This window comes from Streptomyces sp. NPDC059906 (assembly GCF_042730645.1).
GTDB classification, from domain to species: Bacteria; Actinomycetota; Actinomycetes; order Streptomycetales; family Streptomycetaceae; genus Streptomyces; species Streptomyces rubrogriseus.
On the sequence record NZ_JBHWKU010000003.1, the window covers coordinates 475,893 to 496,910 of the forward strand.

At 72.0% G+C, this 21,018-nt stretch carries 21 protein-coding genes; 10 read left to right on the forward strand and 11 right to left on the reverse strand.

All coding sequences use genetic code 11. The features are described from left to right. Positions 1-56 precede the first annotated feature (56 nt). The 3 genes from ACFV9J_RS07605 to ACFV9J_RS07615 all read left to right on the forward strand — a co-directional run bounded on the left by ACFV9J_RS07605 (position 57) and on the right by ACFV9J_RS07615 (position 3,142). A complete protein-coding gene (locus tag ACFV9J_RS07605; protein WP_385351242.1) occupies positions 57-1,211 on the forward strand; it encodes a sensor histidine kinase in 1,155 nt (384 codons plus the stop codon). A 14-nt stretch (positions 1,212-1,225) separates the two neighbouring features. Next, positions 1,226-1,888: a response regulator gene (locus tag ACFV9J_RS07610; RefSeq protein ID WP_385351245.1), complete on the forward strand. Its 663-nt coding sequence runs from the start codon at positions 1,226-1,228 to the stop codon at positions 1,886-1,888. Positions 1,889-1,987: 99 nt separating this feature from the next. Beyond that, the gene (locus ACFV9J_RS07615) at positions 1,988-3,142 is read left to right on the forward strand and encodes an ROK family transcriptional regulator (protein WP_385351248.1); all 1,155 of its coding nucleotides are present in this window, start codon (positions 1,988-1,990) and stop codon (positions 3,140-3,142) included. Positions 3,143-3,198: 56 nt separating this feature from the next. Here the strand turns inward: ACFV9J_RS07615 and ACFV9J_RS07620 are convergent, their stop codons facing one another. Beyond that, positions 3,199-3,960, reverse strand: a complete 762-nt coding sequence (locus tag ACFV9J_RS07620; protein WP_385351251.1) for a GntR family transcriptional regulator — start codon at positions 3,958-3,960, stop codon at positions 3,199-3,201. Between the two features lie 201 nt (positions 3,961-4,161). Beyond that, complete coding sequence (locus tag ACFV9J_RS07625; RefSeq protein WP_385351254.1) at positions 4,162-5,049, reverse strand: RNA polymerase sigma-70 factor; 888 nt, start codon at positions 5,047-5,049, stop codon at positions 4,162-4,164. A 153-nt stretch (positions 5,050-5,202) separates the two neighbouring features. Here ACFV9J_RS07625 and ACFV9J_RS07630 point away from each other — a divergent pair, with 153 nt between their 5' ends. Further along, the gene (locus ACFV9J_RS07630) at positions 5,203-6,081 is read left to right on the forward strand and encodes an alpha/beta fold hydrolase (RefSeq protein WP_385351257.1); all 879 of its coding nucleotides are present in this window, start codon (positions 5,203-5,205) and stop codon (positions 6,079-6,081) included. Here the strand turns inward: ACFV9J_RS07630 and ACFV9J_RS07635 are convergent. The 9 genes from ACFV9J_RS07635 to ACFV9J_RS07675 form a co-directional block, all read right to left on the reverse strand. Further along, positions 6,033-6,902, reverse strand: a complete 870-nt coding sequence (locus ACFV9J_RS07635) for an esterase/lipase family protein (RefSeq protein WP_385351260.1) — start codon at positions 6,900-6,902, stop codon at positions 6,033-6,035. The two genes, ACFV9J_RS07630 and ACFV9J_RS07635, sit on opposite strands and share 49 nt — an antisense overlap. Next, a complete protein-coding gene (locus tag ACFV9J_RS07640; RefSeq protein ID WP_385351262.1) occupies positions 6,899-8,191 on the reverse strand; it encodes a beta-ketoacyl-[acyl-carrier-protein] synthase family protein in 1,293 nt (430 codons plus the stop codon). The genes ACFV9J_RS07635 and ACFV9J_RS07640 overlap by 4 nt, the downstream gene beginning before the upstream one ends. Continuing rightward, positions 8,188-8,445 (reverse strand): acyl carrier protein, encoded by a 258-nt coding sequence (locus ACFV9J_RS07645; protein WP_385351265.1) that lies wholly within the window; start codon positions 8,443-8,445, stop codon positions 8,188-8,190. Before ACFV9J_RS07645 ends, ACFV9J_RS07640 begins: the two co-directional genes overlap by 4 nt. Before the next feature lie 118 nt (positions 8,446-8,563). Continuing rightward, the gene (locus ACFV9J_RS07650; RefSeq protein ID WP_385351268.1) at positions 8,564-9,682 is read right to left on the reverse strand and encodes a 2-oxo acid dehydrogenase subunit E2; all 1,119 of its coding nucleotides are present in this window, start codon (positions 9,680-9,682) and stop codon (positions 8,564-8,566) included. Then, positions 9,679-10,692, reverse strand: coding sequence for an alpha-ketoacid dehydrogenase subunit beta (locus ACFV9J_RS07655; protein ID WP_385351271.1), 1,014 nt, complete (start codon positions 10,690-10,692; stop codon positions 9,679-9,681). Before ACFV9J_RS07655 ends, ACFV9J_RS07650 begins: the two co-directional genes overlap by 4 nt. Further along, positions 10,689-11,660, reverse strand: a complete 972-nt coding sequence (locus tag ACFV9J_RS07660) for a thiamine pyrophosphate-dependent dehydrogenase E1 component subunit alpha (protein ID WP_385351274.1) — start codon at positions 11,658-11,660, stop codon at positions 10,689-10,691. Before ACFV9J_RS07660 ends, ACFV9J_RS07655 begins: the two co-directional genes overlap by 4 nt. Positions 11,661-11,670: 10 nt before the next feature. After that, a complete protein-coding gene (locus ACFV9J_RS07665) occupies positions 11,671-12,633 on the reverse strand; it encodes a ketoacyl-ACP synthase III (RefSeq protein ID WP_385351277.1) in 963 nt (320 codons plus the stop codon). Next, positions 12,633-12,905 (reverse strand): acyl carrier protein, encoded by a 273-nt coding sequence (locus tag ACFV9J_RS07670; protein WP_003977559.1) that lies wholly within the window; start codon positions 12,903-12,905, stop codon positions 12,633-12,635. The genes ACFV9J_RS07665 and ACFV9J_RS07670 overlap by 1 nt, the downstream gene beginning before the upstream one ends. Positions 12,906-12,976: 71 nt before the next feature. Further along, positions 12,977-14,095, reverse strand: a complete 1,119-nt coding sequence (locus ACFV9J_RS07675; RefSeq protein ID WP_385351282.1) for a thioester reductase domain-containing protein — start codon at positions 14,093-14,095, stop codon at positions 12,977-12,979. 459 nt (positions 14,096-14,554) lie between these two features. Here ACFV9J_RS07675 and ACFV9J_RS07680 point away from each other — a divergent pair, with 459 nt between their 5' ends. The 6 genes from ACFV9J_RS07680 (at position 14,555) to ACFV9J_RS07705 (ending at position 20,976) form a co-directional block, all read left to right on the forward strand. Continuing rightward, positions 14,555-15,136, forward strand: coding sequence for a hypothetical protein (locus ACFV9J_RS07680; protein WP_385351284.1), 582 nt, complete (start codon positions 14,555-14,557; stop codon positions 15,134-15,136). 49 nt (positions 15,137-15,185) lie between these two features. Continuing rightward, positions 15,186-16,943 carry an NAD(P)/FAD-dependent oxidoreductase gene (locus ACFV9J_RS07685; RefSeq protein WP_385351287.1) on the forward strand — a complete coding sequence of 586 codons (1,758 nt, stop codon included), beginning with the start codon at positions 15,186-15,188 and terminating at the stop codon, positions 16,941-16,943. A gap of 150 nt (positions 16,944-17,093) precedes the next feature. After that, positions 17,094-17,603: an RNA polymerase sigma factor gene (locus ACFV9J_RS07690; RefSeq protein WP_385351290.1), complete on the forward strand. Its 510-nt coding sequence runs from the start codon at positions 17,094-17,096 to the stop codon at positions 17,601-17,603. Positions 17,604-17,671: 68 nt separating this feature from the next. Further along, positions 17,672-18,388, forward strand: coding sequence for a hypothetical protein (locus ACFV9J_RS07695; protein ID WP_385351293.1), 717 nt, complete (start codon positions 17,672-17,674; stop codon positions 18,386-18,388). Positions 18,389-18,480: 92 nt separating this feature from the next. Continuing rightward, complete coding sequence (locus tag ACFV9J_RS07700; protein WP_385351295.1) at positions 18,481-20,058, forward strand: ABC1 kinase family protein; 1,578 nt, start codon at positions 18,481-18,483, stop codon at positions 20,056-20,058. A gap of 42 nt (positions 20,059-20,100) precedes the next feature. After that, positions 20,101-20,976: an SAM-dependent methyltransferase gene (locus tag ACFV9J_RS07705; protein WP_385351298.1), complete on the forward strand. Its 876-nt coding sequence runs from the start codon at positions 20,101-20,103 to the stop codon at positions 20,974-20,976. The last annotated feature ends 42 nt before the right edge of the window (positions 20,977-21,018 follow it).

Sequence of the window (21,018 nt, forward strand, 5' to 3'; positions counted from 1 at the left end):
GTGCCTCCCCCGTGCGGGGGAGCCGCGCCGTCGGTGCCGGATGACACGATGACGGGATGGTTCGCCTGCTGCGCCCGCTGGTACGCGGGAGGACGTACACCCGGCTGCTGCACCTGTGGGTGCCGGTGGCCGCGCTCAGCGTGTGGTGGTGGGTCGAACCGGAGCTGCCGTGGGTGCCGCTGCTCGTGCTGGTGCCGGTGGGTCTGATCCCGGCGGTGCGGGTGGGCGAGGTGATGCAGGCCCGGCTGCTGCTGACACCTGACGAGGCGGAGCCGGACTTCGCCACGCTGCCCGCCACCGCCTGGCGGGACCGCTGGCGGACCGTGCTCTGGCTGGAGGTGAGGACGCTGCTCGGCGGGGTGGCCGCCTTCCTCACGGTCTGGCTGCCGATCGTGGCGTACGCCCTGGCCGCGCGCACGGTGGGGCACGAGACCGAGGACCTGCCCGCGCTGTCGGGCGAACCGCAGTGGCTGTACGGCCTGCTGGCGCCGCTCGCGCTCCTCGTGCTGTACGCGGTCGTGGTCGGCCTCGGCGAGGTGCTCACCGCCGCCGCCCGGCGACTGCTCGGCCCGTCGGCCGCCGAGCGCCTCACGGCCCTTGAGGAGCGCACCGAGCAGCTGCTGGAGCGCACCCGCATCGCCCGCGAGCTGCACGACTCCATCGGCCACGCGCTGACCGTGGCCGTCGTCCAGGCGGGGGCCGCTCGCGCGGCGAACAGCCCGGAGTTCACCGACCGGGCCCTGACGGCGATCGAGGAGACGGGCCGGGCGGCCCTGGAGGACCTGGAGCGGGTGCTCGGGGTGCTGCGGGAGGCGGAGCGGCCCGTGGGCGCCCGGCCGACGCTCACGGACGCCGACCGGCTCCTGGAGTCCGCGCGCGCGTCCGGGGCCAAGGTGGACGCCGAGGTCACGGGCCCGCTGGAGAGCCTGCCGGGCCCGGTCTCCCGTGAGGGCTACCGCATCCTCCAGGAGGCGCTGACCAACGTGCTGCGGCACGCGGGTCCGGTGCCGGCCCTGGTCCGTATCGGGGTCGCGGACGGGAAGCTCACCCTGGAGGTGCGCAATCCGCTGCCGGACGGCAGGGCCTCCCCGGGCCGCGGGAGCGGTCTGCGCGGCATCCGGGAGCGGGCCGCGCTGCTGGGCGGGCGGGCCCGCACGGGGCCGGACGGCGCCGGTGACTGGCAGGTGCGCGTCGAGCTGCCGCTCGGCTGATCTACGCTGGGCGGATGCCGGTCAGAGTGCTCCTCGTCGACGACGAACCCCTGGTGCGCGCGGGTCTGCGGGCCGTGCTGGAGGCGCAGCCGGACATCGAGGTGGTCGGTGAGGCGGCCGACGGGGCGGCGGTCATCCCGCTGGTGCGGCAGGTGCGGCCGGACGTGGTCGCCATGGACGTCCGGATGCCGCTGCTGGACGGGATCGAGGCCACGCGGGCGCTGCTGCGGACGGTGGCCGACCCGCCGAAGATCCTCGTGGTGACGACCTTCGAGAACGACGAGTACGTGTACGAGGCGCTGCGCGCGGGCGCCGACGGCTTCCTGCTCAAGCGGGCCCGGCCGGCCGAGATCGTGCACGCGGTGCGGCTGATCGCCGAGGGCGAGTCCCTGCTGTTCCCCGCCTCGGTGCGGCAGCTGGCCGCCGAGTACGGCGACGGCGGCGGGAACCGCGCGGCCCGCGCCGAGTTGGCGCGCGCCCGGCTGACCGAGCGGGAGGGCGAGGTGCTGCGGCTGATGGCGCGGGGGCTGTCGAACGCGGAGATCGCCGCACGGCTGGTGGTCGGCACGGAGACGGTGAAGTCGCACGTGAGCGCCGTACTGGCGAAGCTGGGGGCGCGCGACCGCACCCAGGCGGTGATCACGGCGTACGAGTCCGGGTTCGTGGCGCCCGGCTGAGGGCGCCGCGGGGAGCGGGATGGGCGGGCCGGAACTCGCCGGGGTTCGGCGGGCCGAGTACCATCCGGCCCACACGCGCACGAGCTGGGAGGACGGACCTTGGCAGGCCTGACCGGCGGGGACCCTTCGCTGTTGCGGAGGATCAATTCCGCTGTGGTGCTGCACGCGTTGCGTGCGACGGACTCCGCGACGCTGACCGAGATCACCCGGGTGACGGGGCTGTCCAGGCCGACCGTCGAGGGCGTCGTCGAGGGGCTGATAGAGACCGGTCTGGTCGTCGAGGCGGCCGCCGACGAGGGGACGGCCCGGCGGCAGGGGCGGCCCGCGCGGCGGTTCCGGTTCCGGGCGGAGGCGGGGCACCTGCTGGGCCTGGAGATCGGCCCGCACCGCGTGGCCGCGCTGCTGTCCGACCTGGACGGCCGGGTGATCGGCGCCCAGGCCAAGGACGTGGACGAGAACGCGCCGGCCGACGAGCGGCTGGAGCGGCTGCGTACGGCCGTGGCCGAGCTGCTGCGCCGGGCCGGTGTGGCGCGCGGCTCGCTGCGGGCGGTCGGCGCGGCCACGCCCGGCATCGTCGAGGCGGACGGCACGGTCCGCCTGGGCACCGCGCTGCCCGGGTGGACGGGTCTTGGCCTGGGTGAGCGGCTGAGCCGGTCCTTCAAGTGCCCGGTGCTGGTGGAGAACGACGCGAACGCGGCGGCGGTGGCCGAGCACTGGAAGGGGACCGCCACCGAGTGCGACGACATCGTGTTCGTGCTGGCGGGGCTGAGTCCCGGGGCGGGGGCGCTGATCGGCGGGCGGCTGCACCGGGGGTACGGCGGGGCGGCCGGGGAGATCGGCGCGCTGCACCTGCTGGGCCGGGACGTGACGCCGGAGACGCTGCTGTCCACCACGGACCAGCCGCTGCACCCGCTGGACGAGCAGGCGGTCGCCAAGGTCTTCGCCGAGGCCCGCGAGGGCGACGAGCGGGCCCGTGCGGCCGTCGAGCGTTTCATCCAGCGGCTGGTGCACGACGTGGCGGCGCTGGCGCTGGCGCTCGATCCCGAGATGGTCGTCATCGGCGGCTGGGCGGCCGGCCTGGACGGCGTACTGGAGCCGTTGCGCCGGGAGCTGGCCCGCTACTGCCTGCGTCCGCCGCGGGTGGCCCTGTCGCTGCTCGGCGAGGCCGCCGTGGCGACGGGGGCACTGCGGCTGGCCCTCGACCATGTGGAGGAGCAGCTCTTCGCGGTCGAGGGGGCGACGGCCCGCCGCTGATCCACGGGCGGCGGCGGGTCCGCGGCGGGGGTGGGTCCGCGGCGGGGGCGGGGCGGTCAGGAGGCCCGGGTCTCGGGGCCGTGGTGGATCTCCACGTCGCCCGAGTCGCCGAACGTCAGCCGGCAGGTGTCCGCGCGGTAGGTGGCGACGGAGAGGGCGGCGGTGCGGCCCTCGGCGAGGTAGCGGGTGGTGACGACGAGGACGGGCGCGCCCGGGAGGCGGTCCAGCTCCCTCGCGTCGTCCGCGCCGGCCGAGCCCAGCTCGACGGCGCTCTCCTGCCGCTCCAGGTCCCCGCGCTGCAGTTCACGCAGGACGGCACGCGCGCGTGCGGGGCCGGAGGGCGCGTCGATGGCGGTGAGGTCGGGGATCGAGGACGCCGGGACGTACAGCAGTTCCGCGGCGACGGGCTGGCCGTGGCTCACGCGGGAGCGGCGGACGGTGTGGACCGGCTCGTCGCGGTCGGTCTCCAGGGCGTCGGCCACGGCCGCGGGCGGTGCCGCGAGGACGCAGTCGGCCGGCTGCCAGGCGTCGTCGGCCGTCCCGGGCCAGGCGTGCTCCCGGGTGCCGACGGCCACGCCGACGCGCGGCGGCGCCACGGTCGTACCGACGCCCCGGCGGCGCTGGAGCCTGCCCTCCAGCTCTAGCTGCTCCAGGGCCTGGCGCAGGGTCGCGCGCGCGACGCCGAAGCGGGCGGCGAGATCGCGTTCGTTGGGCAGGATCTCGCCCACCTCGAACTCCGAGTCCAGCGCCTCGCTGAGCACGGTCCTGAGGTGCCAGTACTTGGGCTCCGGCACCGATTCCAACTGCGTGGTCCCCACCCTGTCCTCCGCAATCGCCGTGGTCCGGCGGCGTTTTGACGCCCTTGTTTATTAAAGGTTGTTGCAGTTCTCTGCGACCATAAAACGCCCCACCCCCTTGGTCAAGACCAATCCCGCGACGGAACGGCCCCGGCCCCCGTCGCGGGACGTCGCGGGACGGGGGCCGGGACCGTGAGATGCCGGAGGAAAGACGGGGCGGGGTCAGAGAACGCCGGCCAGAGACACCAGTTTGTCCGGGTTGCGGATGATGTACATCGACTGGATGCGGCCGTCGACGACGTCCACCTGAACGACGGAGTCCGGCTTGCCGCCGGAGCGGACCAGCAGGGCCGGGCCGCCGTTGAGTTCCAGGAAGTGGAAGGTGGCGTCCGGAATGCCCTGCCGCGCGACACCGAGCAGGAAGCGGCCCACCTTGTCGGAGCTCTCCAGCACGCGCAGCGGCGCCTTGGACCGGCCACCGCTGTCGCCCACCAGCCGGACGTCCGGCGCGAGCGTGGCCAGCAGGCCGGCCAGATCGCCCTCGGCCGCGGCGGCGAGGAAGCGCTCGGTGAGGTCGCGGCGCTGCGCCGGGTCGACGTCGTAGCGGGGGCGCCGCTCGTCGACGTGCTTGCGGGCGCGTCCGGCGAGCTGGCGCACCGCGGCCTCGCCGCGCTCCAGCATGGCGGCGATCTCCGCGTACGGGTAGCCGAAGGCCTCCCGGAGGACGAACACCGCCCGTTCCAGCGGCGACAGCGACTCCAGGACGACGAGGACGGCGAGGGAGACGGAGTCGGCGAGGACGGCCCGCTCGGCGGTGTCCGGCACCGCGTCCCCGAAGTCGGTGACGTAGGGCTCGGGCAGCCACGGGCCCACGTAGGTCTCGCCGCGCGACTTGACCTGGCGCAGCCGGTCGATGGCGAGCCGGGTGGTGACGCGCACCAGGTATCCGCGGGGTTCGCGCACGGCGGCGCGGTCGGCGCCGGACCAGCGCAGCCAGGCCTCCTGGACCACGTCCTCCGCGTCGGCGAGGCGGCCCAGCATGCGGTAGGCGACCCCCAGGAGGACGGGGCGGTGCTCTTCGAAGACGTCGGTCGCGGTGTCGGTGGTCACCGCTCCATCCCAGCGGACGCGTCCGGCGGTGTCCAGACGGAACCGCTCGTACCAGGCATCAGGGCTACCGGTCGGTAGCCATTGCTGACAAGCTGTCTATCCGACGTCGTCGCACACGCGTTCCCGGAACACCCGTTCCCGACAAGGAGCCCCATGTCCGCAACGCTCTCCTTCACGGCCCCCACCGAGCACGGTCCGCAGGACATCACCCTCGCCTACGCGCGCGTGGGTGCGGGCGAGCCGCTGCTACTGCTGCACGGCATAGGCCACCACCGGCAGGCCTGGGACCCGGTGGTCGACATCCTCGCGACCGAGCGCGAGGTGGTGGCCGTGGACCTGCCGGGGTTCGGGCAGTCGTCCGCACTGCCGCACGGCCTGCCGCACGATCTGCCGACGACGAACGCGGTACTCGGCGCCTTCTGCGCGGCGCTGGGGCTCGACCGGCCGCACGTGGCCGGCAACTCGCTGGGCGGTCTGCTGGCCCTGGGGCTCGGCCGCGAGAACCTGGTGCGGTCGGTGACGGCCCTGTCCCCGGCCGGCTTCTGGACGCAGGCCGAGCGGCGCTACGCCTTCGGCGTCCTGACGGGGATGCGCCGGACCGCCCGGAGCCTGCCCCTCCCGCTGGTCGAGCGGCTGTCCCGCACCGCGGTCGGCCGCACCGCGCTGACGAGTACGATCTACGCCCGTCCCGGCCGCCGCTCCCCCGAGGCGGTCGTCGCCGAGACGCTGGCGCTCGCACACGCGCAGGGGTTCTCCGAGACGCTCCGGGCCGGACGGAGCGTGCTGTTCTCCGACGACGTGCCCGGCGTCCCCGTCACCGTGGCGTGGGGCGACCGGGACCGGCTGCTCCTGCCCCGGCAGGGCATACGCGCCAAGCACACCATTCCGCGGGCCCGCCTGGTGCGGCTGCCCGGCTGCGGCCACGTCCCGATGAACGACGACCCGGCGCTGGTCGCCCGCGTTCTCCTGGACGGCAGCAGGGCTCAGCCGGCCAGGGCCTTGAGCACTTCCTTCAGCACGGTCGCGTTGTAGGGCATGCTCACGTGCGGGGTGTGGTCGTCCGGGTCGATGTCCTGAAGGACGATGTTGTTGACGTAGCGGCCCTCGGTCCTCGCGAGGGCGCACGACGTGTACGGAGTGACCACGTCGTCGTACTGGGTGGCGATGACGGTGTGGCGGACGCCCTCCGTCGTCTCGCCGAGATCGGCCAGCTCGCGCTGGAAGGGGTGGTCGTGCTGCAGTTGCGGCCAGGCCGGCACGACCTCCCCGACGGCACCCTGTTCCAGCAGTTCCACCGCGCCGGGGATCTGGCGGGCGAGGTTCATCAGCCCCTGTGCCGTGACTCCGTGGTTGCTGGGCGCGATGCCGACGAAGTTGCGCACCTTGGGTCCTCCGCCCAGGGCGTTCAGGTAGTAGCGCGGCACCATGCCGCCCTGCGAGAAGCCGACCACGTCGACCTCCTGGGCGCCGGTCCGCCGCAGTACCTCGTCGACGAAGTCCGCGAGCTGCCGGGCGGAGTGCTTGATGTCGCCCAGGCCGAAGATCACGGGGTGGCCGTGCTGGCCGTAGTCGAGCCGGAAGACCCGGTGACCGTGCTGTCGTAGCAGCGGTGTCGCCGTGTGCCAGGTGTAGCCCCGGTTGCCGAAGGTGCCGTGCACGAGCACCACCGGACGCGGATGCTCCTCGGTGGACGGGGCGTTCCAGTCGTCCTCGCCCGCCTGCACGTCGACGGTCGCGATGACCTGCGCTCCGCAGGCCTGGGCGACCGCACGCAGGCGGTGCGGGGCCTCGGTGACGTCCGTGACGACGTCGTCCGGGTCGGCACAGGGGCTACGGGGATTGAGGAAACTCACGGTCCTCTCCATTTCGTTGGGGAATGGCGCGGAGTTCGGGCCGGCTTGGCAGGTTCGGCGGGACAGCTTCTGAAGGCGAGTACGGCGTTGTGGCCGCCGAAGCCGAAGGAATGGCTCAGGGCGAGGCCGACGGGCTGGTCCCTGCTGGAGCCGGTGACGGCGTTGATCTCGGCGTCTCCTTCCTGTTTTTCGAGGTTGGCCACGGGAGGCACCCGGCCGTGGGCCACGGACAGGGCGGTGATCGCCGCTTCGACCGCTCCGGCCGCGCCCAGCAGATGGCCGAGGGTGCCCTTGACCGAGGTCACGGAGGGCTGGTGCGGGAAGAGGCGGCGGATCAGACGGGCCTCGGCGGCGTCGTTGAGCGGCGTGCTGGTGCCGTGCGCGTTGATGTGCTGCACGTCCGCGGGGCGGGCGCCGGCGTCGTCGAGGGCCCGCCGCACGGCGAGGGCGGCGCCCTTGCCCTCGGGGTCGGGTGCCACGGGGTGGTGGGCGTCGGACGATGCCCCGTAGCCCGCCAGCAGGGCGTAGCCGGGGCGTCCGCGGGCCCTGGCCGCACTCGCCGGCTCCAGGACCAGGGCCGCACCGCCCTCCGCCATGACGAAGCCGTCCCGGGCGGCGTCGAAGGGCCGGGAGGCGGCCCACGGGTCGTCGCCGCGCCGGGACAGCGCGCCCATCCGGTCGAAGCCGGTGACCCAGAAGGGCTGTACGACCGCGTCGGAGGCGCCCGCGACGGCGATGTCGCAGGCCCCGGAGCGCAGGAGTTGCAGGGCGGTGCCGATGGCGGTGGCGCCGGAGGCGCAGGCGGTGACCGTGCACAGCGCCGGACCCCGGGCCCGCAGGTGGATGGTGAGCTGTCCGGTGGCCATGTTGGGCAGGAACATCGGCAGCAGCAGCGGTGAGACGCGTGCCGCGCCCGCTTCGAGCAGTTTGCGGTGCTGTTCCAGCATGGTGCCGGTGCCGCCGGCCGAGCTGCCGAAGACCACCGCGACGCGGTCCGCGTCCCAGTCGGCCGGGTCCAGACCGGCGTCGGAGACCGCCTCCAGGGCGGCGTAGAGGGCGAACTGGGTGAAGCGGTCGTACTGCCAGGGGCGTGAGCCGGGGACGTGAGCGCGGGGGGAGAAGTCCGGTACGAGGCAGGCGAAGTCGACCGGGAGACCCTTGAGTTCGGGGACGTGCCGGGCGGTGGGGCGGCCCGCGCACACGCCGTCCCAGGTGGCCTCGCGACCGGTGCCGGCCGGAGTGACCAGGCCGATCCCGGTGACGGCGACGTCGGGACGGGCGCGGGTCACGACTTGACGGCCTCGGCCATGAGGTCGGCCACGCCGGCCAGGGTGAGGTCCGGGTCGGCCTCGCCGTCCTGCACCTCGATGCCGAGTTCCTCGGTGAGTACGACGAACAGCTCCACCACGGCCAGCGAGTCGAGGTCCAGCTGCTCGAAGGTCGCGGTGGGGACGATGGCCTCGGCGGGCACTTCGAACTTGTTGCTGAGAACCGAGGCGAGCAGGTCGTAGGCGCGGCTGTGGGGCGTGGTGTCGGTGGTCATGTCGGGGGTGTCCTTTCCAGTCCGACGGGCGGCACCCCGGGGGTGGCGGGGTTCCGTGTGGTGGGGTTCCGTGTGGTGGGGTTCCGTGTGGTGGGGTTTCCGTGTGGCGGGTCGGCGGTCAGCCGAGCGCGGCCGGTGCCTCCAGCTCCTCCTTGACGTCCTTGAGCAGGGCCATCGCGTCCCTGCCGTTGACCACCCGGTGGTCGTAGACCAGGCCGAGGTGGACGAACCGGTGGGTGCGAGGGGTGCCCTGCGCGTCCAGGAGCACCTGGTCGTCGACGGCGCCGACGGAGATCACGCAGGTCTGGCCGGGGAAGACGATGGGGGTGGCCAGGAGCATGCCCTCGGTGGTGTGCGGGGCGACCATGATGTTGGCCCCGGCGAGTTCGGCGGCCTGGAACGTGCCCCGGAAGGCCTTGCTCCGGAAGCCGGTCAGCAGGTCGGCGATCCGGTCGCCGCTCAGCTCGGCGGCGTCGTGCACCACCGGGGTGTACAGGCCTCGGCCCGCGTCCATGGTGACGCCCACATGGGCCCGTTCGCTCTCGCGCACCGCGCCGTCGTCGGTGAGCGCGGCGAACATCAGGGGGTGTGCCGCGTGCCGGCGCGCCACCGCCTTGATCAGCAGGACGGGCAGGGAGACGAAACTGCCGGTGCGCTCGGACAGCTGCCGGGCCAGTTCCTCCGCCTGTCCGACGTCGACCTTGGCGTAGGCGGCCGCGGCGGGAACGGTCCGCATGGACTCGGTCACCACCGCCCCCACCGTCCGCTGCTGCTTGGACAGTTGACGCTCGGCGGGGGCGGGCGTCGACGCGGCCCGCCGCACCAGGGCCTCGACATCGGCCGTACGGATGACCGTGCGCCCGAGACCGCGCAGCTCGGCCTCGGACACGCCGTGGCGGTCGGCGAGCTCACGGGCCGCGTTGGTGATGCTCAGCTCCGCGCCGGGGGGTGCGGATGTCGCCGCCGGGGCGGCGGCCGACGCCCGGTAGGAGTCGCGCTCCTCGGCCGACTCGAAGAGATAGGCGATGGTCTGCCCCGGCCGGCACTCCTGGCCGCCGCCGACGAGGACGTGCAGGATTCCGGGGCCGGTGCTCTCGATCTCCTCACTGGCCTTGGAGGTCTCCACCACCGCCAGCGGATCCTCGCCCTCGATGCTGCTGCCGTCGGGGACGAGCCACTCGACCAGGGTGTAGCTGGAGTCGTTCGTGTTGAGCGTGGGCAGCTCGATGCCGATCACTTCGTCGCCTCCGTGATCGCGCGGTGGATGGTGGACGGCTGGAGCAGCACGTCGTGCTCCAGGTGCGCCGCGGTCGGTACGATGCTCGGCTCGGCGCTCAGCGGCAGCACCGGGCGGGCCAGCCGGCTCCACAGCTGCTCGTGGATTTGCTGTGCGAGCAGCTCGCCCCAGGTCCCGTCGGCCGTGGAGTCCTCCATGACACAGATGCGGTCGGCACGGGAGAGCACCGGGAGCAGCGCCTTGCTGTCGAAGGGGTAGAGCTGGGAGGGCACCAGCAGTTCACACGTGATCTCCTCTTCGAGGAGCAGGGTGCGCAGGGCGGTGACGGCCCGTTCGGTGAGCCCGCCCGGAGCCAGGACGATCCAGTCGGGGGGCCCGCAGTCCGGCGCGAACACCCGGGCGGTCTCGCTGGGATCGGCCAGCACCTCGTAGCGGAAGAGGTCGTCCACGACCCCGTCCTGGTACATGGCGCGGGTGTAGAGCACCTTGTCCTCGAAGAGCACACCGGGCTCCTCGCGGTCGAGCATCGCGGTCAGTACGCGCTGGTTGTCGTGGAACGGGGAGACTTCCCGCAGGTGCAGCGAGGGAACGCCGAGGAAGTGCTTCTGCAGGCTCTGGCTGTGCGTCGGGCCGTACCCCCGGTTGCCGCCGGTGGGACAGCGGACGACCATGCTCATCGGGACCCTGCGGCCGTACATCGACACGGACTTGGCGGCGAAGTTCAGCAGCGGGTCGAACGCCAGCGCGGCGAAGTCCGAGAACATCATCTCGACCACGGACCGGTTGCCGGCCAGGGCCAGGCCCGCGCCCACGCCGGCGATGCCGCCTTCGCTCAGCGGTGAGGACAGCACCCGGTCCGGGAAGCGGTCGGAGAGCCCCCGGGTCACCTTGAACGCCCCGCCGTAGGGGTCGGCGACGTCCTCGCCGATCAGATACGTGCCGGGGTGGGCGCCGAGGAGGTGGTGCAGTGCGCTGTTGAGGTTCTCGGCCACGCGCTGGCGCCTGGTCATCGGGCCTCCCATCGGGACGCCGGACGCGCGCCGACCTCTCGTACGACGGCGGCGACGGCCTGAGCCTGTGCCTGGTCGGCGGCGGCGAACTGGGCGGGATGGTCCTGCCGGTAGCGGCGGTACCAGTCGTGCCGGGCCGCTCGCTCGCGGACCTCGGCCGCGCGGGTGTCGTCCCCCTTGCTGTGCGGGCCCACGCGGTGCGTGACGCACTCGACCACGTACGGCCGGTGCCGGTCGCGGACCTGCTCGACCACGGGGGCGAGGGCGGCCCGCACGTCGGTGACGTCCACGGAGTCGATCCGCAGGTGGCCGACGCCGAAGGCGGCAGCCCGGGCCGCGACGGTGCCGGACATCTGCCGCTCGGTCGGTGTCGACTGGGCGATCCCGTTGTGCTCCACCACCACGAGCACCGGGATCTGCCACAGCTGCGCCATGTTGAGCGCCTCGTACACGGCGCCCTCGCCCCAGGTGCCGTCGCCGATGTGGACCACCGCGATCCGGCCCGGCTCGGCCCGTTTCAGGTGCAGGCCGACTCCCACGGCGACGGGCAGGCTCTGGCCCTGTACGCCGGTCGACAGGTAGCGGTCGCGGTAGATGTGCTGGCTGCCGCCCACGCCGTGGCAGACGGCACCGGCCCGCCCCATGATCTCCGCGAGCAGACCGTGCGGGTCGTGGAAGCGGGCCAGGTAGTGGCCGTGCCCGCGGTGGTTGCTGAAGACGTGGTCGCCCTCGTCCAGCAGCGGGTAGAGCGCGACGGGGATGTACTCCTGGCCGAGGCAGGTGTGCGTGGTGCCGTGCAGCCGGCCCTGGGAGAACAGCTCAAGCACGGCCAGTTCGAAGTGGCGGATCATCAGCAGGGTGCCGAGATCGGCGTCGGACAGCCGGGACAGGGGACGGGCCACGACACCGGCTTCGGATTCGCCGACGGGCCCGAGGTCGACCGCGGGGGACGCGGACGTGACGTTCATGAGGTGCTCCTTACGGAAGTTCGACCACCTGGGCGCACCAGGTCAGCCCGGCGCCGAAGCCCAGGAGCAGCGCCTTGTCGCCGGGCCGTACGGTGGCCGAGGCGAGCAGCGACTCCAGAGCCAGCGGGATGGACGCCGAACTGGTGTTGCCGTCGGTGACGATGCTGCGGGCGATGGCCACGTGCTCGGGCGGGCGCAGTCGGCGCACCATGGCGTCGATCAGCCGTCCGTTGCACTGGTGCGGCACGAAGGCGGCGATGTCGTCCCAGGTGAGCCCGGCCGCGTCGAGTGCCTCCTGGGCCACTTGCGGCATGTGCGAACCGAACCAGCGGACCACCCGGGTGCCGTCCATGTGCATGTACGGGCGGGCGGCGCCGGGTTTGGGCGGGGCGCTGGTCATCCAGGGCTCACCGGGGCCGTGGGTGCCCCACACCGCCGGTCCGATCCCGGCGTGCTCCGCGGCGCTGACCACCGCGGCCCCGGCGGCATCGCCGAAGACCATGACGGTCGCGCAGTCGTCGGGGTCGGTGATGTCGCTCAGCCGCTCGGCGGCGACGACCAGGATCTGACGCGCCTGCTGTGCGGCGATGAGCCCGGAGGCCAGGGTCAGCCCGTAACTGAACCCAGCACACCCGCCGTTGACGTCGAACCCGCCGGCCCGGCCGGCTCCGATGCGGTGGGTGAGACTGGCGGCCCGGCACGATGCCTGGCCGACGCTGCTGGCGGAGGAGAACAGGACGCAGTCCAGGTCCTCGGCGAGCACGCCCGCCTGGGCCAGGGCCTTGTCCGCCGCCTGCGCGGCCATCTCGACGAAGGTGTCGTCGGGGTCGGCCTTCAGCCTGGTCCGGATTCCGGTGATCTGCTCGATGTAGCCGTCCTCGTGACCGAACCTGGTGTCGAGTTCGGCGCTGGTGAGCAGGCCACCGGGGCGGTAGACGCCGATGCCGGTCAGCCGTCCCGCGCCCCGGGCCATCAGCGGGCTCCGTCCGCCGCGGCGACGGCTGCCCGGCCGTTCACGTAGTCGAGGGTCCGCCGGACGGTGCGCAGGTCGTGCACCGCCTCGTCCGGGATGGGAACGCCGTAGCGCTCCTGGATCCGCTCGGCCAGTTCGATGACGGCCATCGAGTCGAACCCCAGCGAGGTGAAGGGCGCGTCGGCCGGCTGCTCCGAGAGCGCCCGGGCCGCTTCGGCGCCGGCGATCTCGGCCACCATCGCCGTCAGGTCTTCCAGGGTGAAAGGGGACATGCGGAAACTCCAGCTGATGAGATGCGAGGAGGGGTGCACGGGAGGGACGGGAGAAGAGGACCGCGCGTGGGTCACCGGGCGGGCAGCACGGCGTCGCGGCTCAGGAAGGCGAGCACCCTGCGGAAGTAGTCGGAGTCGAGCACGGGCGGGGCGCGGTGCGCGGACGCCGCGGTGGGGCCGGCGGTGTCCTGCCCCGGGGCCGGGATCATCTGCCGGAGGGTCTCGCCGGCCAGCCGCAGGGTGCTGCGGGGGACCTCGTCGCCCAGGTCGCGAAGCCGCTTGAGCCAGGTGTCGAACGGAACGAGCGGAAGGTCGACACCCGCGTCCGCGAAGCCCTGGAAGTACGACCGGAAGGGCAGCGGTTCGGGATCGATCACGTGGAACACCTGTCCTCGGGCACGGCGGCTCAGGGACAGGTCGACGATGGCGCGGCTGGTGAAGTCGACCGTGCCCACCGGCAGGAGACCGGGGTGGTCGGGGGCGCAGCCGGCGCGGATGCTCGCCGTCGTCAGGTGGACGAACCAGTCCGACTTCCCCACCAGGCCGGTGCGCGAGTCCGCCAGGATCACCCCGGGCCGGTGCACCATCGTGGGCGATCCGCGGTCCGCGGCCTGCGCGACCAACTGCTCGGCGACCCATTTGGTGGCGCAGTAACCGGAGACGCCGGTCCCGGCCTCTCGGGCCGCCGGGATCACCCCCATCGTCGAGATGTAGTGCACGGGGATTCGGCGGGTCCGGGACGCCAGTCTCAGGATTTCCAGGGTCCCCGACACATTGCAGCCGCGCAGGATCGGGTAACTCGCCAGGAGATTGACCCAAGCACCGCAGTGGTAAATGACGTCGATGCCGCGCGAGAGGCCCGAGAACTCCTCGTCGGTCAAGCCGAACCGCGGCTTCGCCAGGCTGCCGGGCACGACGTCGATCCGGGACATGTGGTGCTCCGGCACCTCCCGGGCGCGTAGCTGACCGGCGAGCCGCTCCCGGGCCTGAGCGGCCGAGTCCGCTCTCACCAGGCAATGGATTCGAGCGTCGGTGGCATCCAGCAGGTCGGCGAGCAGGAAACCGCCGAGGAATCCCGTGGCTCCCGTCAGCAGAATTCTCTCAGGCGGCCCTTCGGGAACATCCGTCAGAGCCGACGCATCGATTTCCGCCGGAAGTCGCACATCGTCGCTGATCGGAAAACTGGCCATACCAACACCGCATTTCAGCACAGGCGAGATTCGGTCCTGCCCTGAACTCTCCCCGCACCTCACGAGATTTACTACAGAAATCTTCCACCAGTGGGAGCACAGGGCGCATCCTCCCGGCCGTCACCCGCACCCGCACCACCACCACGGGTGACTAGGGCTCATTCATTCGAACAGGCCGCGCCTCCGAATGGACGGCCGGAACGTACGCCCGGAACGTACGCCCGGAGCGCGTTGCCGGTATCGCGCGCCGTCGGTCGCACACCAACGCGCTTACGCGGACGGAGCGTTGCGAAACGGGGGCCGGGGGGCGGGAGCGGCCCGAGCGTAAAGACAGGTGAGACGGACACAGCCAATAGGTCGCGAGGCGAGGGGGGTTGAGCCATGGCCGCAGAGCCTGGGATTCCGGAGGACCCCGATCCCGGTGGGAGCGGGGCGAGTTCACACTCCGATCCACCGAAGGTGCTGCCCGAGGCATGGCAGCCTCTGCTCGACCGCCCGGCCCTCGCGGAGCTGCTCGGGCACCCCCTCGCGGGCGCCGCGCTGCAGGAGATGTGCCGGCTCCTGCCACCCCGCGTCGCCGTGCACTCTCTGCGGACGTTCCTGCTGGCCGACGCCTGTGCGCGGACCCATGGGACCGCCTACGACCGGGTCGGCCTGCTGGCAGCCGCGGCGTTCCACGACGCCGGGCTGGTAGGGCGCACTCCGCTCGGTCGCGGTGGATTCCCGTGCCGCTCCGCCCAGTTGCTCGACCAGTTCCTGGCCCGGCACCAGGTGGGCATGGCGCGGCGCACGACCCTCACGCGTGCGGTGCGCGAGCACATGCGGCCGTTCCCCGCTCGCGACGCCGGGCCCGAGGCGCGGCTGCTGCACTTCGGCGTGTGGCTGGACGTCACCGGGCGCGGCGAGCGGCAAGTGCCCGGTGACCGCCGTCTGTTGGCCGGGCAGGCGCCCACCCCCTGGTTCGCCGTGTCCTTCTCCGCCCGGTTGGTGGCCTGCGGGCTGCGCCGGGTGCTGCCGGGCTCCCCGGTCGCCCACCGGTGACCGGGGAGCCCGGCGACTCGCTCTTCCCGTCGCGAAAGGAACCGCAGACATGCAAGAAGACCAGCGTGTTTTCGATGTCGCCATCGTCGGAGGCGGCATCGGCGGGACGATGCTGGGGACCGTACTCGCTCGTCACGGCGTGCGAGTGCTGCTGCTCGAAGGCAGCGGCCACCCCCGGTTCGCCATCGGAGAGTCCACCGTCCCCGAGACCACGTTCGGGCTCCGGGTCCTGGCCCGCCGCTACGACGTCCCTGAGCTCGATCACCTGGCGACCAACGCGGCACTGCGCCGCCACGTGTCGTCGAACAGCGGGGTCAAGCGGAACTTCAGCTTCATCTACCACCGGGATGGTGAGCCCACCCGGCCCGACGAGTGCACCCAGTACCCCACCTGGGGTCCTCCGCTCGGTCCCGACTCGCACTACTTCCGGCAGGACGTGGACGCGTACATGTTCCACGTCGCCGTGTCCTACGGCGTGACCGCGTACACCCACACCATGGTCGACGACGTGAAGTTCGAGGAGGACGGCGCGACTCTCGTCACCCGGGACCGGGGCACCTTCCGGGCCTCGTACGTGGTCGACGCCGGCGGCATGCGGGCGGTCCTGCCCGAGCGCCTCGGGCTGCGGCAGGAACCGTCCTACCGCACGAGGTCGCGCACGATCTTCACGCACATGGTGGACGTGCGCCCCTTCGACGCCGTGGCGCCTTCGCGTGCGCAGCACGGCATGCCCAGCCCGTTCAGCCAGGGAACGCTCCACCACATGTTCCCGGGCGGATGGTTCTGGGTCATCCCGTTCGACAACCAGTCGACCAGCACGAACCAGTTGTGCAGTGTCGGCCTCAACCTCGATCTCGACCAGCACCCACGGCCGGAGGACATCTCGGCCGAGGACGAGTTCTGGCAGTACGTGCGCCGGTTCCCCAGTGTGGCCCGGCAGTTCGAGCGGGCGCGGGCGGTCCGGCCGTACGTGTCCACCGACCGCACCCAGTTCGCCTCGCAGAAGGTCGTCGGCGACCGGTGGTGCCTGCTGCCGCACGCCAGTGACTTCATCGACCCGCTCTTCTCCAGCGGACTCGCCGTCACCGTGATGGCGCTCAACGCCCTGGGCCACCGGCTGATCGACGCCGTGCGCAAGGACGACTTCGACACCGCCCGGTTCGCGTACCTGGACCACTGGACCAAGCGCATGTTCCGGTTCTACGACGACCTGGTGTCCTGCAGCTACATCGCGTTCGACGACTTCGACCTGTGGAACGCCTGGAACCGCGTGTGGACCATCACCACGCTGTACGGCACGAACGCCCAGAACCAGGTCGCCGTGACGTTCGAGAAGACGCACGACCCGGCCTGTTTCGACCTGCTGGAGCAGCCCCCGTACCGAGGCCTCCAGGGGATGGACAACCCCTGGGTGGAGCGGATGTTCGACCAGTCGCGGGACGCCGTACTCGCCTATAGTGCGGGCGAGTTGACGAAGGAGCAGGCGATCGCACGCATCTACGAGCTGCTGGGCGAGAGCGGACTGGTCCCGTCGGTGTGGGGCACCCTGGACCCCGACGACCGGTGCCCGGCCGGGGTGTTCACCCTCTGGCCGCTGATGAAGATCCTGCTGTGGGGCAAGTACCGCTCACCGCAGCACGTCCGGGGCTCCTACTTCACCGGCGGAGCGCGGCTGGTGGGCAAGGAAGCGGTCCAGGCGTACACCACCGAGCTGCGCGCCGGCAGCTCCCAAGTGCACCAGACCGTACGGGACATGTGGCGCAACTGGAACCGCGACTGGGCGCGGCGGCCCGCTCCTCGGAAATGAGCACGGAAAAACATTTCTGCCGACCGGCGGAGGTACATATTCCGGTTTGCCGCTCCAGGGCCTCGGGTAGGAAAACCACATGGCCGACAAATGGAAAGTCGGCCGCGGTTCTCCCCGCTCAATCCGAGAGACAACGGGCTGCAATCCACGATGGTGCGACATTCCACCTGCCAATCGCCCGCTGAATGCTCCTGGGAAGAAATCTTCCAGCATCAGGACCGCCTCATGCGGCTGGTTCGGCGAAGACTACCGAGTTTTCAGGACGCCGAGGACTGCGTTCAGGAAACCATGGCCCGGGCAGCCGCCCACGCCACGTTGGACAGGAATCGACTCGGTGCCTTTCTGACGTCCGTGGCGCTGCGCCTCTGCATCGACTTCTACCGTGACATGGAGCGTCGCAGCAGACTCCTCCAGCGTGCGGCGCTCGCGGAAACCCCGGGCACGCCTGAGGAGGACGTCTGCGACGAGGACTTCGGCAGATGGCTTCTGGGCCAGGTACAACACCTGCGGGGGCGTGAGCAGGAGGTCATACTCGCCCGCGCCAAGGGTATTTCCACTGCGGAATTCGCCCGCATACACAACATCTCCGTCAAGGCGGCCGAAGCCGCCTTCACCAGGGGCCGCGCGCGATTGAAGAACGTCTGCGCGAAAGCCTTGTAAGGCTGCGCCCGACAACACCCGAAAACCGCACCTCTCCCATCGCAGAGAAACGGAAAGGGACCCCACTCATGGGCAACAGCAAGAACGTCCAGGACATCTTCAAGGATTTGGTCGGTGATATGACCGACAGCTGGAAGGAGGCCTTCGACGACCTCCTGAACCGGGACGACGACTCAGGATCGTCGCGCGGCTCACGATCGTCGCGCGGCTCCGACAACGCCGTCAGCACGCTGGCCGGGCTGCCCCCGAACGCCCTCGCCGCACTGGCCGGGGCCGTCAACCCGTCGTCCGCGCTCGCGGGTGTCACCAATCCGCTGGCCGCCCTCGGCGGGGTCGGCGCGGCAGGCAACCCGCTCGCCGGCCTCGCCTCGGGGGCCGGGGCGCAGAACCCCCTGGCCGCGCTCACCGGTGCCGCGGGCGGCGGCAACCCGCTCGCGGCCGCGCTGGGCGGGGCGGGCAACCCCCTGGCCGCGCTGGGCGGGGCCGCCAATCCGCTCGCCGCGGTCGGCGGCGCGGCCGGTGCGCTCGGCGGGCTCGGTCAACTGGCGGGAGGCCTCGGACACGCGGCGAGCGGGGCGGGCGACCTGATGGCGCTCCCGACCCAGCTGGCCCAGCTCACCCAGGTGCTGCCCAAGCTCCTGGAGGCGGTCCAGGGCCTGCAGAACCTGACCAACCTGCCGGCCCAGGCCGGTCAGCAAGGGCTGGAGGCCTTGCAGGGCCTGACCGGTCAGCAGGGGCAGGGCGGGAAGCCGTCCCAGGGCGGAAAGTCCTCGACCTCGCGCTGACCGGCCGTGCCACCGTTCCGTCCGGCCGTCTCCGTGGCGCACGCCGACCGCCGTTGCGTACCCGGATCCCGATCTGAGGAGGATCACACACGATGACGTCTGTCGTCGGCGATCGGCTGCGTCTCGTGGTCAGGGTCCTGGGCAGCCTCGTGGCCGACGAGGTGGGACAGGCGACCCGGCTGCGGAGACGTACGAAGCGGGACGCGCGGTCCCCGGCGGAGGGCCTCGTCGGCTCCGCCGGGTCCGCGGCCGAGGCCACCGCCGGGGCGGAGCAGCGCCGCGCCAAGGCGGTGCGGCATGCCCTGGAGAGCCTCGGCCCCTTCTATGTGAAACTCGGCCAGGTCCTCTCCACCCGGCCCGACATGGTCCCCCAGTCCATCCGGGACGAACTGCAGAACCTGCACGACGAGGTCGACGTCCAGCCGTTCTCGGAGTTCGAGCCGGTACTGGCCCGGGACCTCGGGGCGGACTGGAAGCTGCGCTTCGACGACATCGAGACCGTCGCCCCGCTGGGGGCGGCGTCCCTCGCCCAGGTCTACCGCGTGACGCTGCCCGGCGGGCGCGCGGCCGTGGTGAAGATCCAGCGACCCGGCATCCGCGAGGGCGTGCTCGCGGACATGGCCCTGATGCGCCGGGCGTCGAAGATCGTGGCCCGTGTCGCTCCCCGGTTCAACGAGGTCATCGACATCGAGGCGATGCTCGGCTCGGTCTTCGACGCCATGGAGCCGGAGCTGGACTTCACCGGCGAGGCCCGCAACATGGACGAGGCCCGCGACCACGTCCGGTCGTTCCGCTCCCTGGAGGTGCCCCGGGTCCTGCACGCCAGCCCCCGGGTCCTCGTCCAGTCGCTGGCCGACGGGAAGTCGGTGCGGCACGTCGACCGCGCGCACTTCACGGACGACGAGCGCGTGGAGATCGGCAAGGACCTGCTGCGGTTCATGTACCACGGGTACTTCGTCCATCGCTTCTTCCACGCCGACCCGCACGCCGGCAACGTCTTCGCCGCTCCCGGCGGACCCGCGACGCTGATCGACTGGGGCATGGTCGGCCGCCTGGACCGCAGGACCAGTCTTCAGCTGCTGCCGCTGTTCATGGCCATGGCGCAGAACGACGGGGCCGGGCTGGCGCAGCACTGGGCGGAGATGGGCCGGCTGACGCCGTGGGCCAACATGCCCGCGTTCGCCGCCGACATGGCCGCGTTCGTGCCCACGGTCTCCCATCTCTCACTGGAGGACATGAACTTCGGCGTCGCGCTCACCACGGTGCTGGCCAAGGCGACCAAACGCGGAATCGGTTCGCCGCCCGCCGTCTCGCTGCTGGGCAAGTCCTTCGCGAACCTCGACGGTTCGGTGCGGTGCCTGGCTCCCGAGATCACCCTGCCCGACGTGTTCCAGTCGGAGGTACCGAAGATCCTTTTCGCACTGGGTCGCGATTTCCTCGGCCGCAACCAGTTCGCCCGGAACTCCATGGAGCTTCTGCTGGCCGCCGTCACCAGTCCGGAACAGGTCCGGGGCGTCCTCTCCGACGTGGCCAACCGTCAGTTCGCACTGAACATCCACGAGCCGCGCACCCCCGCCGCGATGGGCGGCCAGCGGCCCACCCGCCCCTCCAAAAGCCTGCTCGCGCTGGGTGCCGCGGCCTTCCTGCTGGGCCGTCGCCGCTCCGGATGATCCGGGTCCGCACGACCATCCCGCCCCACCTCAAGGAGATCCATGCCGGAATCCACACGTCCGCAGTCACCGTTCGCGCCGGCCGCCGCGACCCCGCACGGCATCTCCCGCGCGGCGCTCTGGACGGCCGCCGCACACGCGGCGGAGAACCTCCGGCCCGCGCCGATCGTCCGCGACCCGTGGGCCGCCGACTTCCTCCACGCGGCCGGGTTCGACGGGGGCCCGCCCGGTGACGGACCGATGCAGCGCCTGCTGCCCGACTATCAGGTGGTACGCACCCGCTTCTTCGACGACTACCTTCTCGCCGCGGCCCGTTCGGGCTGCCGCCAGGTGGTGCTGCTCGGCGCCGGTCTTGACACCCGCGCCTTCCGGCTCGACTGGCCGACCGGGGTGCACGTCTTCGAGGTGGAGGACGCGGCCGTACTGGCCTTCAAGGAACGGGTACTGGACTTGGGCCGGCTCTCCTGCGGACGCCGCACCGTCGTCGAAGCCGACGGCACGGCGTCCTGGCACGAGGAACTCCGGGCGGCGGGATTCGATCCCGGCAGGCCCACCGCATGGCTCTGCGAGGCACCCGTGTACTTCCTTCGGCCCCCGGAGGTGGCGGCCGTCGTCGCCGCGATGACCGAACTCTCCGCCCCCGGCAGCATGTTCGGCGCCGAGTGCGTGAACTCCGCGACCACGTCCTCCCCGCTCGTCGCGCCCTTCATGGACGCCCTGTCGACGATCGGACTGGCCTGGAACTGGCAGATCGCCGATCCGGAGCGCTGGTGGGCCGAGCACGGCTGGGACGCGGCGGCCGCCGACCTGTACACGCTGCCGTACGCGGTCGAGCGCCTCACCCCGTATCTGCCGCTGATCGGCACGGCCGCCGCGGACAGCGTCTTCCTCACCACCGGGACGCTGCGCACTCCCTGACACGGCACCACGCGCGGGCCCCGGACGCACCGTCCGGGGCCC

What these genes read in the sequence shown, in the direction of transcription:
- ACFV9J_RS07605 (WP_385351242.1), top strand. Translation starts at nt 57, where the DNA reads ATGGTTCGCCTGCTGCGCCCGCTGGTACGCGGGAGGACGTACACCCGG.
- ACFV9J_RS07610 (WP_385351245.1), top strand. Translation starts at nt 1,226, where the DNA reads ATGCCGGTCAGAGTGCTCCTCGTCGACGACGAACCCCTGGTGCGCGCG.
- ACFV9J_RS07630 (WP_385351257.1), top strand. Translation starts at nt 5,203, where the DNA reads ATGTCCGCAACGCTCTCCTTCACGGCCCCCACCGAGCACGGTCCGCAG.
- ACFV9J_RS07645 (WP_385351265.1), bottom strand. Translation starts at nt 8,445, where the DNA reads ATGACCACCGACACCACGCCCCACAGCCGCGCCTACGACCTGCTCGCC.
- ACFV9J_RS07655 (WP_385351271.1), bottom strand. Translation starts at nt 10,692, where the DNA reads ATGACCAGGCGCCAGCGCGTGGCCGAGAACCTCAACAGCGCACTGCAC.
- ACFV9J_RS07660 (WP_385351274.1), bottom strand. Translation starts at nt 11,660, where the DNA reads ATGAACGTCACGTCCGCGTCCCCCGCGGTCGACCTCGGGCCCGTCGGC.
- ACFV9J_RS07665 (WP_385351277.1), bottom strand. Translation starts at nt 12,633, where the DNA reads ATGGCCCGGGGCGCGGGACGGCTGACCGGCATCGGCGTCTACCGCCCC.
- ACFV9J_RS07670 (WP_003977559.1), bottom strand. Translation starts at nt 12,905, where the DNA reads ATGTCCCCTTTCACCCTGGAAGACCTGACGGCGATGGTGGCCGAGATC.
- ACFV9J_RS07675 (WP_385351282.1), bottom strand. Translation starts at nt 14,095, where the DNA reads ATGGCCAGTTTTCCGATCAGCGACGATGTGCGACTTCCGGCGGAAATC.
- ACFV9J_RS07685 (WP_385351287.1), top strand. Translation starts at nt 15,186, where the DNA reads ATGCAAGAAGACCAGCGTGTTTTCGATGTCGCCATCGTCGGAGGCGGC.
- ACFV9J_RS07690 (WP_385351290.1), top strand. Translation starts at nt 17,094, where the DNA reads ATGGTGCGACATTCCACCTGCCAATCGCCCGCTGAATGCTCCTGGGAA.
- ACFV9J_RS07695 (WP_385351293.1), top strand. Translation starts at nt 17,672, where the DNA reads ATGGGCAACAGCAAGAACGTCCAGGACATCTTCAAGGATTTGGTCGGT.
- ACFV9J_RS07700 (WP_385351295.1), top strand. Translation starts at nt 18,481, where the DNA reads ATGACGTCTGTCGTCGGCGATCGGCTGCGTCTCGTGGTCAGGGTCCTG.
- ACFV9J_RS07705 (WP_385351298.1), top strand. Translation starts at nt 20,101, where the DNA reads ATGCCGGAATCCACACGTCCGCAGTCACCGTTCGCGCCGGCCGCCGCG.